13 protein-coding genes are annotated in these 16,071 nt (G+C 68.7%); 10 read left to right on the top strand and 3 right to left on the bottom strand.

Annotated features, from left to right (window positions below; genetic code table 11):
* Positions 1-371 precede the first annotated feature (371 nt).
* Positions 372-1,172, top strand: coding sequence for a DUF6042 family protein (locus ACZ516_RS11010; protein ID WP_469009721.1), 801 nt, complete (start codon positions 372-374; stop codon positions 1,170-1,172).
* Positions 1,169-1,732 (top strand): P-loop NTPase family protein, encoded by a 564-nt coding sequence (locus ACZ516_RS11005; protein WP_469009720.1) that lies wholly within the window; start codon positions 1,169-1,171, stop codon positions 1,730-1,732. Before ACZ516_RS11010 ends, ACZ516_RS11005 begins: the two co-directional genes overlap by 4 nt.
* A 348-nt stretch (positions 1,733-2,080) precedes the next feature.
* On the opposite strand, the gene ACZ516_RS11000 is transcribed toward ACZ516_RS11005, so the two are convergent.
* Positions 2,081-2,839 (bottom strand): TetR/AcrR family transcriptional regulator, encoded by a 759-nt coding sequence (locus tag ACZ516_RS11000; RefSeq protein ID WP_469009719.1) that lies wholly within the window; start codon positions 2,837-2,839, stop codon positions 2,081-2,083.
* 157 nt (positions 2,840-2,996) lie between these two features.
* On the opposite strand from ACZ516_RS11000, the gene ACZ516_RS10995 reads away from it, so the two are divergent.
* Positions 2,997-4,028, top strand: a complete 1,032-nt coding sequence (locus tag ACZ516_RS10995) for a medium chain dehydrogenase/reductase family protein (protein ID WP_469009718.1) — start codon at positions 2,997-2,999, stop codon at positions 4,026-4,028.
* 90 nt (positions 4,029-4,118) lie between these two features.
* Complete coding sequence (locus tag ACZ516_RS10990; protein ID WP_469009717.1) at positions 4,119-5,546, top strand: carotenoid oxygenase family protein; 1,428 nt, start codon at positions 4,119-4,121, stop codon at positions 5,544-5,546.
* A 144-nt stretch (positions 5,547-5,690) separates the two neighbouring features.
* Here ACZ516_RS10990 and ACZ516_RS10985 read toward each other — a convergent pair whose 3' ends face one another.
* On the bottom strand, positions 5,691-6,443 hold the full coding sequence (locus ACZ516_RS10985; protein ID WP_469009716.1) for a helix-turn-helix domain-containing protein: 753 nt from the start codon (positions 6,441-6,443) through the stop codon (positions 5,691-5,693).
* A gap of 167 nt (positions 6,444-6,610) precedes the next feature.
* Here ACZ516_RS10985 and ACZ516_RS10980 point away from each other — a divergent pair, with 167 nt between their 5' ends.
* The 3 genes from ACZ516_RS10980 (at position 6,611) to ACZ516_RS10970 (ending at position 10,355) form a co-directional block, all read left to right on the top strand.
* Positions 6,611-8,125, top strand: a complete 1,515-nt coding sequence (locus ACZ516_RS10980) for an alpha/beta hydrolase (protein WP_469009715.1) — start codon at positions 6,611-6,613, stop codon at positions 8,123-8,125.
* A 361-nt stretch (positions 8,126-8,486) separates the two neighbouring features.
* Entirely contained in the window at positions 8,487-9,056 is a 570-nt protein-coding gene (locus ACZ516_RS10975; protein ID WP_361085487.1) for a TetR/AcrR family transcriptional regulator, read from the top strand.
* A gap of 120 nt (positions 9,057-9,176) precedes the next feature.
* Positions 9,177-10,355: a GDSL-type esterase/lipase family protein gene (locus ACZ516_RS10970; RefSeq protein ID WP_469009714.1), complete on the top strand. Its 1,179-nt coding sequence runs from the start codon at positions 9,177-9,179 to the stop codon at positions 10,353-10,355.
* A gap of 153 nt (positions 10,356-10,508) precedes the next feature.
* Here the strand turns inward: ACZ516_RS10970 and ACZ516_RS10965 are convergent, their stop codons facing one another.
* Entirely contained in the window at positions 10,509-10,898 is a 390-nt protein-coding gene (locus tag ACZ516_RS10965; RefSeq protein ID WP_469009712.1) for a hypothetical protein, read from the bottom strand.
* Between the two features lie 975 nt (positions 10,899-11,873).
* Between ACZ516_RS10965 and ACZ516_RS10960 the strand changes: the two genes are divergently transcribed.
* The 3 genes from ACZ516_RS10960 to ACZ516_RS10950 are packed head-to-tail and all read left to right on the top strand — an operon-like array spanning position 11,874 to position 15,994.
* Entirely contained in the window at positions 11,874-12,530 is a 657-nt protein-coding gene (locus ACZ516_RS10960; protein ID WP_361085496.1) for a hypothetical protein, read from the top strand.
* Positions 12,531-12,590: 60 nt separating this feature from the next.
* Positions 12,591-14,255, top strand: a complete 1,665-nt coding sequence (locus ACZ516_RS10955; protein ID WP_469009711.1) for a glutamate--cysteine ligase — start codon at positions 12,591-12,593, stop codon at positions 14,253-14,255.
* Entirely contained in the window at positions 14,255-15,994 is a 1,740-nt protein-coding gene (locus tag ACZ516_RS10950; RefSeq protein WP_469009710.1) for a flavin monoamine oxidase family protein, read from the top strand. The genes ACZ516_RS10955 and ACZ516_RS10950 overlap by 1 nt, the downstream gene beginning before the upstream one ends.
* The last annotated feature ends 77 nt before the right edge of the window (positions 15,995-16,071 follow it).

Here is a 16,071-nt window from a genome sequence, read left to right as displayed (position 1 = left end):
GACCCCATCCTGGGCAATTTGGGTGGTGGCGGGCTGTCCAACCCGAGCAACTCGATCAGTACCCTGCTTCCCAATGGAATCCTCGGCGGTTGACCCATAGCGCCAGGGGCTGGCACGGCCCCTGGCTCCGCTATGGTTGCCGGCATTCCAGGGCGGCTTGGTTCGTGAGGCGCTTCCTCACCGCCCAGTTCGAGGACCAGGGCGCTCACGCCCTGCTTCTCCACCCCTAGCGGATCTCCCACCTGTGGGCGACCTTCGCGAGAGCTGCACGTCGCTCCCACCCACCCAGGCGTAGGTGGCGCGTTCGTGAGAACTGCCCCCCTCCCTGCGTACGCTGCGGGCATCGAGGTGTTTTCGAGGAAGAGTTGTGGATGCCTGAAAAGGCCTCTGCGCTCGGGCCGCGCCGGGACCTGGCGATGCACAACGACTGGTGGGCGTCGGGCTGGGAGCACGTCCTGCCCCGTCAGGGCTTCCCGCTGACCATGCTGATCGGGACGGCGTGCCGGCCCGGTTTCACCGGTTCGCTGGACGACCTCCTGCGGGAGATTTTCGACGGGCACTGGGACATGATCGGCGGTGACCTCGACGGTCCCCTCACCTTCTCCTGGCCCGGTGAGGAATGGGACTACGAGGCCGCGCCGGAGGGCCGCGAGGCATGCGAGGCGGCCCGCCGGGAGCAGTTCAGCACCATGCTGACGACAGCCGGCTTCCCGGTGCCCGTCACCGTGCGGGACCTGTCCGAGCTCTACTTGACCTGGGGCCTGGCTCGCTGCGAAGAGACGCCGGACGGCACCCGATGGTCCATGCCGGCCGTGCTGCCGCTGCCCGGCGACCTGCTGCCTCTGGACCCCGAACTCACCCAGCGCCTCGACGGGATACGCTGGAAAATGCGCACCGGCCCGCTCCTCGACACCCTCCTCGACCACCTGGTCGACGATCTGGGTGAACCGGCAGAGACCCTCACTTCCCTGGAGCGGCTGGCGGCAGCCACGGGCCAGGATGTCGACGACGTCCGGCTCGCTCTTGTGGAACTAGTGAAATCCGGCGACGCCCGCGTCCAGCGCGTCGAGGAGTCGGCCGACGCGGAGCGCATAGAGGCCCACCGCCGCTTCCGCCTGGTCATGGACTGGGAGCACCTCCACGAGAACCGCATCCAGGTGAGCCACGGGTGACCGAGGTCGCGCACGGCACGGCGGGGACCAGCGACACGCGCCTCATCGTGCTCCGAGGCAACAGCGCCTCGGGCAAGTCGTCCGTCGCGGCCGGCCTGCGCGAGAAGTTCGGCCGTAACCTCGCCATCGTCGCCCAGGACAGCCTCCGCCGGATCGTGCTGCGCGAACGCGACTGGCCCGGCGGTGCCAATATCGGCCTGATCGACCTCACCGCCCGCTATGCCCTCGACAACGGCTTCCACGTCGTCCTGGAGGGCATCCTGTACGCCGACCGCTACGGCACGATGCTCCAGGACCTGGTGCGCGCCCACCAGAGCGTCACACGGTGCTACTACCTCCACGTGCCCTTCGAGGAGACGGTGCTCCGGCACGTGACGAAACCAGATGCCGAGTACCTTGCGCACGTCAACGAGGGCCACCTACGCGACTGGTACCGAGAGAAAGACCTGCTCCCCGACGGCCTGGAGACCGTCCTCGACGCGGCCAGCACCCTGGACGACACGGTCCAACTGATCCTCTCCGAGAGCGGCCTGGACGGCATTCCCCCGATCGACCGCTGAGGGGCACCAGCGCAGGTACGGTCAGTTTCACGGCAGGCAAGAGGGCACACACCACTGCCGAGATGGATCTCGTGCGCTCGCAGATGTGCCGTGTCGAAGCAGACGAGTCGATGACCGACAAGCAGAAGAGGGCGTTGGACGACCGACGCGGACGGGGACCTCGGGGCCGTCTCGGGCTGTTGCCTGCTGATCAGCGCGCGCACCGGCTATGTCGAAGCAGCCGGGGCGTCGGGCCACCTACCTGGCCGGGCTCCACCTCGCGGGCATCTTCCTCTGGTCCGCCCAGTGATCCAAACGAGAGGCCCCGGGCCTACCGGCGGGCCGGGATACGGAGGACCGGCAAACAGGTCAGGCCGGCGCGAGCAGTCCTTCCAACTCCGCTTCGAAGAAGGCGTCCGCGTCGAAGCCCATCCCGGTGAAGTGACCCGCCAGTTCGAGCGAGAGCACGCCGTGCAGTCGGGTCCAGAAGGAGAGGGCGCGGTGGAGCTGGGCGGGCGTGGCCGGGTGCTCGCCCGCCCACTGCCCGTGCGCCGCGATGTGGCGGTCGAAGGGCTGGTCGTCGCCCTCGGCCGAGGCGCGGGCCGGTAGCTTCGCGCAGGCGTCGAGCAGTGTCGCCATGATCTCGGATGCGATCCCGGTGACGTCGTCCGGGGCGTGGTAGCCGGGCACGGGAGTGCCGTATACGAGGAAGTACCGGTGAGGGTCGGCTCGCGCCCACCGGCGCAGGGCGTGGGCGAGGCTCGCGAGTTCGGCGCCGGAGCCCTCCTCGGAGCCGTCCTCGGCGTCGACACGCACGGTTTCGGTGTCGGCATCGGCGCGAAAGGTGTCGGCCAAATTGCGGTAGGCATCCCGAATGAGCTCGGTGATCAGCTCGTCACGACCGCCGAAGTAGCGGTAGAGCGCCGGTCCGCTCATCCCCACTTCCTTGGCGATCGCGTTCAGTGACAGCGCCGAGGCGCCCGCGTCGGCGATCTGCTCCCACGCCCGCTCTTTGATCTCGGCGCGTACCTGCGCCCGGTACCGCTCACGAGGCGAACCGGTACTGGGCACGGTCCGCGTCCCCGCGCCCTTCGCCCTTGCCGTGCCCGTCCCACCGGTCTCTGACATGCCACCTCGCCTGCTCTTCCCGTGCTCTTGGCTGCCTGCAGCACTGATGCCCTAGCGCTTCAGTTAGAGGGTATCACTCAAATCCTTGACGGGCTCTTCTGTCAGTTATATCTTCTAACGGTAGCAACAAGTGCTGCGCAGAGTTAGGAGACGTAAAATGGTTGCAACGGAGCTGGTCGAGGTTGTGCTGCCGGGGCGGGTCGAGCCGGAGGGTCTGGAGTTGCGGCGCGGCCCGCTGCCGACCGCGGGAGCCGGACAAGTGGTCGTCGAGATGGAGGCGACCGGCGTGTCCTTCGCCGAGCAGCAAATGCGCCGAGGCCGCTACTACGACCAGCCGCCGTTCCCGTTCGTCCCGGGCTACGACGTGGTCGGTACGGTGCTGGCGGCCGGCCCCGGTGTCGCGCCCTCGCTCGTCGGCAAGCGGGTCGCCGCGCTGACCAAGACCGGCGGCTGGGCCAGCCACGTCCTGCTCGACGCGGCGGACGTCGTCGAGGTGCCCGGGGGAGTAGGCGCCGCGGAGGCGGAGACGGCGGTGGTGAACGGCGTCACCGCCTGGCAGATGCTGCACCGCAAGGCCCGCGTCCGCGCCGGCCAGACGGTGCTGGTGCACGGGGCGAACGGCGGGGTCGGCTCGCTGCTGGTCCAGCTGGCCCTCGCCGCCGGTGCACGCGTGATCGGCACGGCGTCCGCCCGCCACCACGAGGCCCTGCGGCGGCTCGGCGTCCAGACGATCGACTATCGGACCGAGGACGTGCCGCGCCGGGTCGGGGAGTTGGCCCCGGGAGGTGTGGACGCGGTCTTCGACCATGTGGGCGGGCGCAGCGTCATCGCCTCGTGGGGGATGCTCGCTCCCGGCGGCACGCTTGTCTCGTACGGCACTGCGGCCACCCGCAACGACACCGGGTCCAAGCAGTGGCCCGTGCTCAAGATCCTCGGCCGGGTGTGGCTGTGGAACGGTCTGCCCAACGGGCGTCACGCGTACTTCTTCAACGTCTGGGCGGGGCGCGCCTTCGCCAAGGACCGCTTCCGGGCCCGGCTGCGCGCCGACCTCGGCGAGGTGTTCGCCGCGCTCGAACGCGGCGAGATCACCGGGAGCGTCGCCGCCGAACTGCCCCTGGCCCGTGTCGCCGACGCCATGCGGCTCGCCGAGTCCGGCACGGTCAGAGGCAAGGTCGTCCTCACCCCCTGACCGGCATCGGCCGCCGACCGGCCCCCCCGCCCGGCAACCGGCGAACACGCACCCCCAGCGGATCCCCACGCCACAAGGAGAACCGAGGCGATGACCGACACCAAAACGGCCACAGGTGCAGGCGCAGACATCGGTACCGGAACCGACGCCAAGACCAGTACCGATACGGACGCCGACCGCCACCAACCGCCCTACCTCACCGGCCATTTCGCCCCCGTCCCCGACGAGGTCACCGCATGGGACCTGACCGTCCGAGGTGCCGTCCCGCCCGAGCTGTCGGGCCGCTACTTCCGCAACGGGCACAACCCGGGACCCGGCCAGAAGCCCACCCACTGGTTCCGCGGCGCAGGCATGCTGCACGGTGTGCGTCTCAGCGGGGGCCGCGCCGAGTGGTACCGCAACCGCTGGGTCCGCACCCCCGCCCTGGAGGGTGCTCCGCTGGTCCGCGACGACGGCACCGTGGACCTCACCGCCAGCGTCGCGGGCACCCACGTCATCGAGCACGCGGGCCGCATCCTCGCCCTGCAAGAGGCCAACCTGCCCTTCGAGGTGAGCCCCGAGCTCGACACGATCGGCGCGCACGACTTCCGGGGCAGACTCACGACCGCCATGACGGCACACCCCAAGGAGGACCCGGAGACCGGCGAACTGCACTTCTTCGGCTACTCGCCCCTTGCGCCGTACCTGACGTACTACGTCGCCGACGTGCAGGGGGAATTGATCAGAAGCCGGGTCGTGCCCGGTGCGGGCCCCACTCTGATGCACGACTTCGGCCTCACCGCACACCACACCGTCTGGCTCGACCTGCCGGTCGTCTTCGACGCCGAGGAGCACTCCGGGATTCCGTACCGCTGGAGCGACACGTACCGGCCGCGGATCGGCGTGATGCCGCGCCATGGATCTGCCGAGCCCGTCTGGTACGAGGTGGAGGCCGGCGCGATGCTCCATGTGACCAACGCCTACGAGGACGCGGCGGGAAGGATCGTCGTGGAGGGCCCCCGCTACGACCGGTCGTCCTGGGAAAGCAGCTGGAAGTGGTGGACCGGCGCCCCCGGTCACCCGCCCGTGCCCGACGTCGGTTCGATGCGGCACCGCTGGGTCCTGGACCCGGTCGCCGGGACCGCCCGCGAGGAGCGGCTCGACTCCCTCGTCACCGAGTTCGCCACGATCAATGAGGCGTTGACCGGCTCGGCGCACCGCTACACGTACACCGTCGCCTTCCCCGGCGCGGGTCTGGAACGATACGCGCTGGTCAAGTATGACGTGCTGACCGGGCAGCGGCAGATCGCGGACGCCGGGCCCGGGCGGATGTACGGCGAGCCGTACTTCGTACCGGCGGCCGAGGGGACGGCCGAGGACGACGGCTACCTCATGACCCTCGTCAGTGATCTCGCCCGGGACGCCTCCGAACTCCTCATCCTGAGCGCACGAGACATCACCGGGCCACCGGTCGCCGCGGTCGAACTGCCGCGCCGCGTCCCGACGGGCATCCACGGCTCATGGATCCCTGACGCCTGAACCGCGAGCCACGTCTGGCGCCACCGCCCCCGGCCCTACGAGGGTTTTTTCAGCGTCAAAACAGCGCTCAGGGAGGTCGTCCCCAACTGTCGTGTCATGGGCAATCACCCCGGTGGGAGATGAGTGAGAGGCCGGCACACCGGTTCACCCCTGGGCGTCGTTGCTTTGGCTCTCCGTGGTGTCCCCCTCAAAGAGGATCGCGTGGACGCGTCGCAGCACGTCGAGATGGGCGCGGTTGTGGAACTCGATCAGCGCGTGCACGACGACCGACTCGGCGACCGCCGCTTCCCGGTGCGAGGAGGCCCCCAGGTCGGCCAAGCCGGGTTGGTCCCTGTGCTGTTGACGGACCTCGGGCACCATCCGCTCCGCCAGTCGCTGCCGCACTTCGTCGGGAGCGTCCTCGTCGAGCGCCGCGAACTCCGCTTCCAAATTTCCGCGAGGGCCCGAGAGCTGTTCCCGGAGGGCTGCCATCGCCTCGGGGGTGAGGATGCTGGAGTAGGCCAGCAGCAGGGAGCGCTGGGCCTCGGGCAGGTCGTCGGTGAGCGTCCTGAATTCCGGGGGCATGTCGAGAGCGGCCCGGTTCCCCATGACGGCCGCCAGTTCCCGCCGCATCCGCTGCTTGCGTTCGATGTCCGCCGCGAGTTCGACGTCCAGGTGCCCAAGGATCTGCAGCGCCTTCTCGTCGCCGCTCTCGACCAAGGGAACGTCCGCGAGGGTCACGCCGAGGTCGGTCATTCTGCGGATGCGCAGCAGGCGGACCAGATGGCTTACGCCGTACCGTTTGTAACCGTTGGGCGCTCGTTCCGGCTCTTCCAGCAGGCCGAGATCGTGATAGTGCCGGACGGTCTTGGTCGTCGTGCCCGCGAGTTCCGCCAGCTGACGCGTACTCCACGCCACCAGAAGCCCTTTCTCCCACATCGGTCCCGACGCTCATTCAAAACCGTGCCCCTACGGCACGGTCAACCACGGGCCGGTTCCACGCAGAACGGTGTTGACCATGCCCCTAGGGCACGGAGTGGGATGGCCTCGACCACGTAGCCCGACCCGGTATGCGGAGACTGGACATGAATAAACGACAAGGCAGAGTCGGCCAGATCCTGGCCCTTCTGGTGGTTCTCGGCCTAGGCGGCTCGCCGGCCACCGTGCCCGCCGCCGCCGAGGAGCCGAAGACGCGGCAGATGGCACGGGGCCAGTGCCCCGATGACGTCGTGGCCGAAGCCGCTCCGACCGAGTTGCGGTGTGCCACCGTGCCCGTACCGCTGGACTACGCCGACCCGGAGGGCGAGCAGATCGACCTCACCGTCTCCCGGCTGGCCGCCGCCGACCCGGACAAGAGGCGCGGCGTGCTCATGCTCAACCCGGGCGGCCCCGGCGGGTCCGGGCTTGCGCTCTCCGCGTTGCTGGTGGCCCAGGGCCTGCCCAGCAGCGTCACCGACCGCTACGACCTGATCGGCATGGACACCCGCGGGATCGGTCATTCCACACCCGTCAGCTGCGGCTTCACCACGGACAGCCCCTACTACTCCAACATCCCGCCCTACGCGGTCGACGACGCCGCGGTCACCGCACAGGCGAAGACCGCCGAGCAGGCGGCCGAGCAGTGCGCGGACAACGACCACGACGGCCGGCTGCGCCACCTCACCACCGCGAACACCGCCCGCGACCTGGACCGGATCCGGGCCGCGCTCGGCGAGGAGAAGACCAGCTACCTGGGCTACTCCTACGGCACCGCACTCGGCGCCGCCTACGCGTCGATGTTCCCCGAGCACGCCGACCGGATCGTGCTCGACAGCAACATCGGGGACGCCCACCTCGACCGCGACGGCCTGCGCCGCTACGCGCTCGGCATGGAACAGACCCTGCCGGACTTCGCGAAGTGGGCCGCCCGCCGCCACGACAGCTACGGCCTGGGCCGCACACCCCACCAGGTCCGCGCGTCCTACCTCGCCATCACCGGCACCCTCGACAAGGCTCCGGTCGCGGGGATCGACGGCAGTCTCTTCCGGCTTCTGACCTTCGCCCACCTGTTCAAACAGACGCAGTACCCCCGACTGGCACAGACCTGGCAGGCGATCCTCGAAGGCGACGAGACGGCGCTTCGCGGCCTGTCGGCCGCCCAGGACGAAGCGGCGGACGGGGCGCCGTCGCCGACCGGCAACGCCCTCACCGTATTCCTCTCCGTCACCTGCAACGACATCGAGTGGCCCGAGGACGTCGACACCTACCGGCGGGGCGTCACCGAGGCCCGCGAACGCTACCCGCTGTTCGGCGCCGCCACCGCCAACATCACACCGTGCGCCTTCTGGCCGCACGCCCCCGCCGAACCCCCGGTGAAGATCGATGCCGAAGGCCCGCGCAACGTGTTGCTCCTGCAGAACCGGCGGGACGCGTCGACCCCACAGCGGGGCGGGAAGATGTTGCGCGAGAAGTTCGGCAACCGCGCCCGGCTGGTCAGCGTCGACGACAGCGGGCACGGTGTGTACGTCCTGGGCGACAACTCCTGCGCGCTGAACACCACCACGCGCTACCTCGTCGAGGGCGAGATGCCGGTGAAGGACGTGTTCTGCCGAGCGGACTGATCACCGGATCCCCACCCCCACCGGTGCTCACGCCGCCCATCCGCCGCCGACGTCCGCAGAGCAGGCCTGGTCCACACCCGGCTGCCGGATGCGGGCCGGCCGGGGCGAGGGCGTCGGCGTCCTAGCGCTCGGCGAAGCCCGCCCGGGCCGCCGCGACGGCTTCGGGTCCCTCACGATCTTGCTCGGGCAAAGGACGCCGCCGCTGGTGGGAAGCAAGGCGAGGGCGCGCGTGCGGCTTCGCCTGCCCTGCCGTCGCACCCACCCCCTCCCGATGCATCAAATCTAAGGGCAATACCCACTTGCCTACAAGGCATAGGTTTGTGCATGCTGACCATAGGCATACTGGGAGAAGGTGATGGTTGTGGTTCGAGCAGGACTGAGCCCGGAGCGACTGGCGCTCGCTGGTGCGGAACTCGCCGATGAGGCCGGTTTCGACCAGGTGACTCTGTCCGCGCTCGCCCGGCGTTTCGACGTGAAGCCGGCGAGCCTGTACGCACACGTGAAGAACTCCCACGATCTCAAGACCCGGATCGCGCTGTTCGCGCTGGAGGAGCTCGCCGACCTGGTCGCCGACGCCGTGGCCGGGCGCGCGGGAAAGGACGCCCTGACGGCCTTCGCGAACGCCTACCGGGACTACGCCCGGGCGCACCCCGGCCGGTACGAAGCGGCCCGCTACCGGCTCGACCCGCAGACCGCCGCGGCCAGCGCCGGCGTCCGGCACGCGCAGATGACACGGGCGATCCTGCGGGGCTACGAGCTGGCTGAGCCGGATCAGACACACGCGGTCCGCATGCTGGGCAGCGTCTTCCACGGCTACGCCTCCCTAGAGGCAGCCGGCGGCTTCGACCACACGGACATCGCCGCGCAGCAGTCCTGGGCCTGGACCCTGGACTGCCTTGACACCGCATTGCGGAGCCGGTCGGCCTCCTGACCGGCCGCGTCACTGGCGACGGCTTTCCTGTACCGACCCACAGCACCTCCACCCCAGCTCGGCAGCACCTCCACCCCAGCTCGGCAGCACCTCCACCCCAGAATGACAAGGCTTGAAGCAATGAGCACCGAACAGAAGTTGATCACGACCCCCATCACAGCCGACTTGCTGCGTGGGCACCTAGACGTGGAAGAGACTGCCCATGGCCTGCTGCCGCACCGGCTGCCTGCCCGGGCGCGCCGCCAGATCCCCGATGACCAGCTGGCCGTGGCCGAGGTCCAGCCCTCCGGTGTCCGGCTGGCCTTCCGTACCAGAGCCACCACCATCCGCCTGGACGCCCTGCCGACCAAACGCGTTTACCGAGGCTTCCCGCCCCCGCCCGATGGCGTCTACGACCTCCTGGTCGAGGGCCGCCTCACCGCCCAGGCCACCGTGGACGGCGGGAACCTGCGCACCATCACGGACATGCAGACCCAGACCGCGGAATTCACTCCGGGACCGGTCGGCACCGCCCACTTCACCGACTTGCCCGCCGGCGAGAAGGACATTGAGATCTGGCTCCCACACGCGGAGATCACCGAGGTCGTCGCCCTGCGCAGCGACGCCCCCGTCGAACCGGCCCCGAAGACCGGGCGCCGGGTGTGGTTGCACCACGGCAGCTCCATCAGCCACGGATCCAACGCCGTCTCGCCCAGCACCATCTGGCCCGCGCTGGCCGCCTCCGCAGGCGATGTGGAGCTGATCAATCTCGGATTCAGCGGCAGCGCGCTGGTCGACCCCTTCACCGCCCGCGCGATGCGCGACACCCGCGCAGACCTGATCAGCCTCAAGCTCGGCATCAACGTCGTCAACGGGGACACCATGCGCCTGCGCGCTTTCGCCCCCGCCATTCACGGCTTCCTCGACACGATCCGCGAGGGCCACCCAGCAATACCCCTGCTCCTGGTCTCCCCAGTCCTGTGTCCGACCCACGAGAACACCCCCGGACCTCTCATGCCGGACCTCTCCAGTGGAACCCTGAAGTTCAAGGCCACCGGCGATCCGGGCGAGACCGCCGCAGGGCGGCTGACGCTCACGATCGTCCGCGACGTCCTGGCCGACATTGTCGAGCAGCGGTCCACCGAGGACCCGAACCTCCACTACCTCGACGGACTCGACCTCTACGGCGAGAGCGACCACGACGAGTTCTCCCTGCCGGACGGGATCCACCCCGGCCCCGAAGGACACCGCCGTATCGGCGAGAACTTCGCCAAGCTCGTCTTCGCGAACAATGGGCCCTTCGCCATCACGCCTGGCTGACCCAGAGACCCGTGACCGTCGGTTGTCTGTTCGGTGACTTCCTCGTCCGGAGCGGCGAGCCGACACAAGTTGAGTATTTCGGTGTTGCTCCCGGTCGAGCGACGGCTACGGCGAATACGTGGCTCAGGAACATCCGATCCTGTCAGCCTCACATCAGGAATCAGACAGGAGCTTTTGGAGACGCCGCATCACGTCGACCTGGGCCGGATTGTAGAGATCGGCAATGGCTTTGCCGATGGTGCGATCGGCGTGCCGCCGGCCACGCGGGGCGTCCGAGGCGAGGTCGTGGAGCCCGGGATGCTTGACCCGGAGACTTCGGACGTACGGCACGAGACGCTCGGCAAGGCTCTGGCGCGTCTGCTCGTCCGCATCGGCAGGAAGCGCGTCGAGTTCGCGTGCCACCGGCTGCGGCTGCTCATGGAGCAAGTCCGGCGCCGAGCCACTGCCTGCCACCGGCGGCGACACAACCATCTTCGACATCGCCAACCGTCTCACCGGCCGCGGCGGCACTCGTCCTCCGCTTTCCTTGACCACCTGCGCCACACCGAACTCTTCTACCTCTGCCCAGGCGCCCAACCACGCGGCCTGGTCGAGGCCGAAGGTTAAACGACAAGCTTAAGCGGGGCCACACAAGCGAGGCCGACCGTCCGCCGGCGAGCAGCTGACCGGGTGCTTCGTCGCCCCCGGGTCGGCTCTGTTCCTGATGGGACGCCGCTAGCCAGACTGGACAGATGGGATGCCGCTGGAGAGGCCCGTCCTGCCGTCGCCCGAAGAGTCGACATCTCCGCGCGCCGGGTCGCGCCGGACGAGATCGGCGAATCCGCGGGGTCGAGGGCGAAGAAGTCCGCGCCAGGCTCGCCCTGCCTGAATGCAGGCTGCTGGCCGAATGGCCCGAAGGTGCTGAAGCGCCCACCGATCATTGGCTGTCCGGCCTGGCAGTAAGGGCACGGGTCGAATGTGTGATTGCCCGCCGGCAAGCATCGAAGCCTCCTCGCCTCGGATCGGCAAGGCTGAAGAGGCCTGCCGATCCGGCCAATGTGGCCGATCGTTGTTTGTCCTAGTGGGGAAAACGGTCTCCGCAGTGCACTTGGAATGACTGCTTGCAGAATCGACTCAAACTGGATCCCAGCCAGAGGCCGGAGGGGGAAGCGCGCGTCAAATGGGGCGGAAGTATGTGGTGTGAACCTGTTCGGCGCCTGATCTGGTCACATTCAGTCCGGTGACGAACATACTCCAGGCAGCGGTACCGGAGAAATGTATCCATGAGTCTGTGCAGGTCAGTGGAGTGCAGCAGCGTCAGAGCGTGCCGCAGACACGCCCCGGGGGCAAGAAGGCGTGCCCGCAAGGAACCCAGCTCGTGTGCTTGAGACGCACCTCGCGGGTAGGTGTTCCGGTGCGTGAGTCAATTTACTTGATTATTGCGGCGATTATGATCACCGCACGACGGCTCTGTGTCCTTGGAAACCGCGGAGTCGCACCGAAACGCGATGTGTCGTTCCCCGACTGAAGGATACTTCTATGCCACCTGCGACCGAGTTCATTGACACTGTGGGAATCAATGTCCCTGAACATCTCGGCGCCAACGAGTTCCTGTCCCTGGCCCGGGAAGGGATGATCGAGGAGGAGCATTTACGGAGGTTCGCTCTCGCTGAGTTCCAGTCGCAGGAAGCCGAGCTCGCTGCTTATGGCCTGTTGCTGGCCCGGTATCCGCACGAAGTGCCCGGCGGGTTCTTCTCCTTCGTCGGTCATGAGCTGATGCAGGCACGTCACCGGATGGTGGCCGGTCTCGCGCCGGCTCTGAGCATGTCACCCGATGAGATGCGTCGTGCTCCCCGGCTGGAACCGGTGCGACAGTTCACCGAGTTCATCTCCTGGGTGGCTCTTCACGCTGGGGCGGCGGAGGCAGCTCTCCTGGCACGTACCGACTTCACCCTGTGGTGCAACACCTGCGCGGTCCTCGCCGACGTGCTCGGCGAGGCGGAGCAGGTGCCTGAGGCCGCGGTGGAGTACATCGGCGCCTACCGGGAGAACCCACCGGAGGTGGCGGATGGCGTGCTGCAGGTCATCGAGTACGGCCGGGCGCAGCACGAGCCCGACCAGTGGGTCACGCGCAGCGCGGTTCGGATGGAGCCGACGCTCAGAGCTTGGTGGCGGGCGGTTGCCACGATCAGCTGACGGACACGGGCATGGCAGTCATGCCGGACATCGGGACGCGGGAAACACACAGGAGCGGGCGTGGGCAGCGACGTCGGACGGGTGACTTTCACAGAACGGGACCACGCGCACTTCCGCGCCCGCTTGGAAGACTGTCTTTCCACGCTGAGAAAGGTGGTGGACCACCCGGAATTCGGAGCGGTTCCCGCCACTCTGGGTGCGGAGCTGGAGACATCCCTCATCGGGGAGAGGGGTGGTCCGGCCCCGGTCAACGTGGCCGTGCGCGAGCTTCTTCAGGACGATCGGATGGCCCTGGAGGTGGCGCGCTTCAACCTCGAGGCGAACCTGGAACCCGTTCCACTCGCTGGACGTCCGTTCACCGCTGTGGCCGAGCAGGCGGCTCACATGTTGCATCAGATCACCGCCCGGTCTCTGCCGCACCACGGAGCAAGGGCAGTCCCGATCGGGACGCTGCCCACGCTGACCTCGGCGGATGTGACGACGGACGCACTGACTCCGGCGCCGCGCTTCCACGCCCTGGAGCGGGCCTGGGCCCGGCGTCGCCCCACCCCGTTCACCCTCCGCGTGGCGGAGGGAAGGGAGGGAGTGCTCCGGGCGGACTCCGTAGCGGTCCAAGGGGCCGCCTGCTCCTGGCAGGTCCACCTGACGGTGACCCGGGACCGCTTCCTGCACACCTTCAACGCCGCTCAGCTCGCCACGGCCCCCGTCCTGGCCGCGGCGGGCAACTCCCCCTTTCCCCTGGGGCGCAGGGGAGTGCAGGAGGCACGGATTCTCTTGTACGAGCAGGGCTTCGGCGATCGCGGCAACGCCCGTCCCGGGATTCCGCGCCCCCGAGTGGATTTCGGCCGGGCATGGCTGCGGGGCGGTCCTCTCGCCGGGTTCGAGGAAGCCGTCCATGCTCACGACGTCCTGCTTCCGGCACGCAACCGGGATCATGAGGCCGGCGACCGGGGAGGAACACCGTATCCGTCCCTCGAAGAGCTCCGCCTGCACCTGAGCACGGTGTGGTCATGGAACCGCCCGGTCTATGACCCGCTCGGACACCTGCGCATCGAGTTCAGGGCGCTGCCCTCGGGACCCACTCCACTGGATATGGCGGCCAACACGGCCTTCCTGGTCGGCCTGACCCTGTTCTTGGCCGCGGGAGGGCGCGACGTGGCGCACTGCCTGCCTTTCGCCTGCGCCAAGGCCAATTTCTATCGAGCTGCGCGTGACGGCCTGCGCGCGTCTTTGTGGTGGCCTTCGCCGGGATCAGCTCCTCAGGAACACGAGGCCGGCGCTCTGGTGCGAAAGCTCCTGCCCCAGGCCCGGGAAGGGCTGATCATGGCGGAGGTGGACGCCGACGAGGCGGACACGATGCTGAACCTCCTGCACGAGCGGGTTGCCACGGGCCGCACAGGAGCGTGGTGGCAGCAGCGGGCTCTTGAGGTGCTGAACCGGCGACGAGAGGCACCGCGCGAAGAGGGCGCGGCATTGCCGACGGACCGGACGGCCGCCACGTCGGGAGGACGGTGGGAGGAACTGCACGGAGGCGGGACCGCCACCTCGGAGTCGCCGACGGTACGGGCCGAGCAGCCTGCCGAAGCGGTTCCGGACGCCGGAAGCAGGGTTGAGCCAGGACTGCCCCCCTTGCACGACCTGACCGTGCGGTACGCGCGACTGGCCGAACGCGCCGATCCGGTACACACCTGGAACCTACCTGCGGACCTGCCCTGGAGTCAGTGATGAGCCAAAGTACCCCGCCGCCCGCCACCGACCTTCAGGTGGACTTCCCCTTCGACTACGCCGCCCACGTCGCCGGCGGCCGACGCATGGGCCGCCTGCCCGAGGATGCCCAGGGAACGCCTGTCGCCGTCATCGGCGCCGGCGGCAGCGGACTGGTCGCCGCGTACGAGCTGGCGCGTGCGGGGTGCCGCCCGGTCGTGTACGAGGCCGAAGAGAGCGCGGACGGGCCGGGCGGGCGGCGCCTCGGCGGTCGCATGTACACCCGACGTCTTCGCGAGGAGGACAGCGCGGTCGTGGAACTGGGCTGTCTGCGCTTTCCGGAAACGGCGCGGCTGCTGCGCCATTACGCTCAAACGTTCGGGGTTCGACTGGAAGCGTTCCGGGACAACTACGCGGCTCCCACGACACCGTTGACGGTGCTCGACGTCGACGGCGGACAATATGCCGCACGAGAGATCGAGGACCTGTACGGCCGCCACGAAGTGTTCCGAGAGGCACACACGCGCTGGCAGCAGGCACTCACCCGGATCGGCTTCCACCAGATCCAGCGGGAATTGGCGGCGCGCGACCTCGACGCGGTACGCCGCCGCTGGCGCGACGTACTGACCCGGTTCGACCTGTGGACCTTCTACCGCTTCCTGCGTGAACCCGACGCTGTGGGCCTCAGCCACGATCAGGCGCGCGTTCTCGGCACCGCCGGAGTAGGGCCGGCCGTCTGGGACTCCTTCTTCCAACTCAGCACGATGGAGATACTGCGGCTGCTGCTCTGCACCGAGGGCAGCAGTCTCCTGTACGCGCCTGACGGCATAAGCCGGCTCGCCGAGGGCTTCTGGGCCCACCGCACCATCGACCCGCGAGGGCGGACATGCAGTGTGGAGGCGATGAACGGGGGAGCGCTGCGACCCGCCGTGCGTCTCCTGGAGGTCGAACCCGACCCCGGACACGGCGTCGTGGTGCACAGCGAGGACGGGCGCGATGAACGATTCGCGGCCGCCGTGTTCACTCCGCAGCTGCGTCTTCTGGAAACCCGTGTGGAAGTGCGTTCCACCTCTGCCCGCGTCCCCGTGCTCGGACCCCGGCTGTGGCGGGCCGTCCGCCGACTCCACTACTGGCAGTCCTCCAAGACCGCACTCGTCGTCGACCACCCGTTCTGGACGAAGACGTCCATGGATGGGGTCACCCTCACCGACCGCCTGCCGCGTGCCGTCTACACCATGGACTATGGGCCCCCGCGAGGCTCTCGCGGACGCCGCGGCGTGCTGGACCTCAGCTTCACCTGGGCCCAGGACGCCATGAAGATCGCCCCTTCCACCGTGGAGGAACGAATCGCCCTCTTCGTCCGCGACCTCGCGGACATCCACCCCGAGGTGGCGGACGACCTGCGTACACACACCCGCACGGGTGAAGCCGTGACCATCTCATGGGAGAACGAGAGGAACTTCCGCGGCCTGAGCCGTTGGTCGTGTCCGGGCGACTACCCCTACCAACGGGATCTGTTCGCTCACTTCATGAAGGACTTCACCGGCACGCCGGCCGTACCGGGTGAACCTCCGAACGCGCTGTACCTGGCCGGTGACGACACCTCCTGGTCTCCCGGCTGGCTCAACCATGCCCTGGCCTCCGGCCTCAATGCCGCCTGGGGAGTCCTGCGCCAACTCGGCGCCCGCCCCGAACCAGGAAATCCCGGACCAGGAGATGTCTGGAACGACCCCCGCTACACACCGCTCCCCACACCCTGACGCCGCGCGCCCCAGCCGCGAGCGCCGGCACCGACCGCCCGGACACCCTTGCCTCTCGCCCTCGCCGTCTCCGGAGG

Source organism: Streptomyces sp. NPDC034037 (assembly GCF_055575715.1).
Note: the sequence above shows the minus strand (reverse complement) of the source record. Positions and strands in the feature narration are given on the sequence as shown.

Excerpts from the sequence above, each read along its gene's own strand:
- ACZ516_RS11010 (WP_469009721.1), top strand. The coding sequence starts at position 372 with ATGCCTGAAAAGGCCTCTGCGCTCGGGCCGCGCCGGGACCTGGCGATG.
- ACZ516_RS11000 (WP_469009719.1), bottom strand. The coding sequence starts at position 2,839 with ATGTCAGAGACCGGTGGGACGGGCACGGCAAGGGCGAAGGGCGCGGGG.
- ACZ516_RS10995 (WP_469009718.1), top strand. The coding sequence starts at position 2,997 with ATGGTTGCAACGGAGCTGGTCGAGGTTGTGCTGCCGGGGCGGGTCGAG.
- ACZ516_RS10990 (WP_469009717.1), top strand. The coding sequence starts at position 4,119 with ATGACCGACACCAAAACGGCCACAGGTGCAGGCGCAGACATCGGTACC.
- ACZ516_RS10980 (WP_469009715.1), top strand. The coding sequence starts at position 6,611 with ATGAATAAACGACAAGGCAGAGTCGGCCAGATCCTGGCCCTTCTGGTG.
- ACZ516_RS10970 (WP_469009714.1), top strand. The coding sequence starts at position 9,177 with ATGAGCACCGAACAGAAGTTGATCACGACCCCCATCACAGCCGACTTG.
- ACZ516_RS10960 (WP_361085496.1), top strand. The coding sequence starts at position 11,874 with ATGCCACCTGCGACCGAGTTCATTGACACTGTGGGAATCAATGTCCCT.
- ACZ516_RS10950 (WP_469009710.1), top strand. The coding sequence starts at position 14,255 with ATGAGCCAAAGTACCCCGCCGCCCGCCACCGACCTTCAGGTGGACTTC.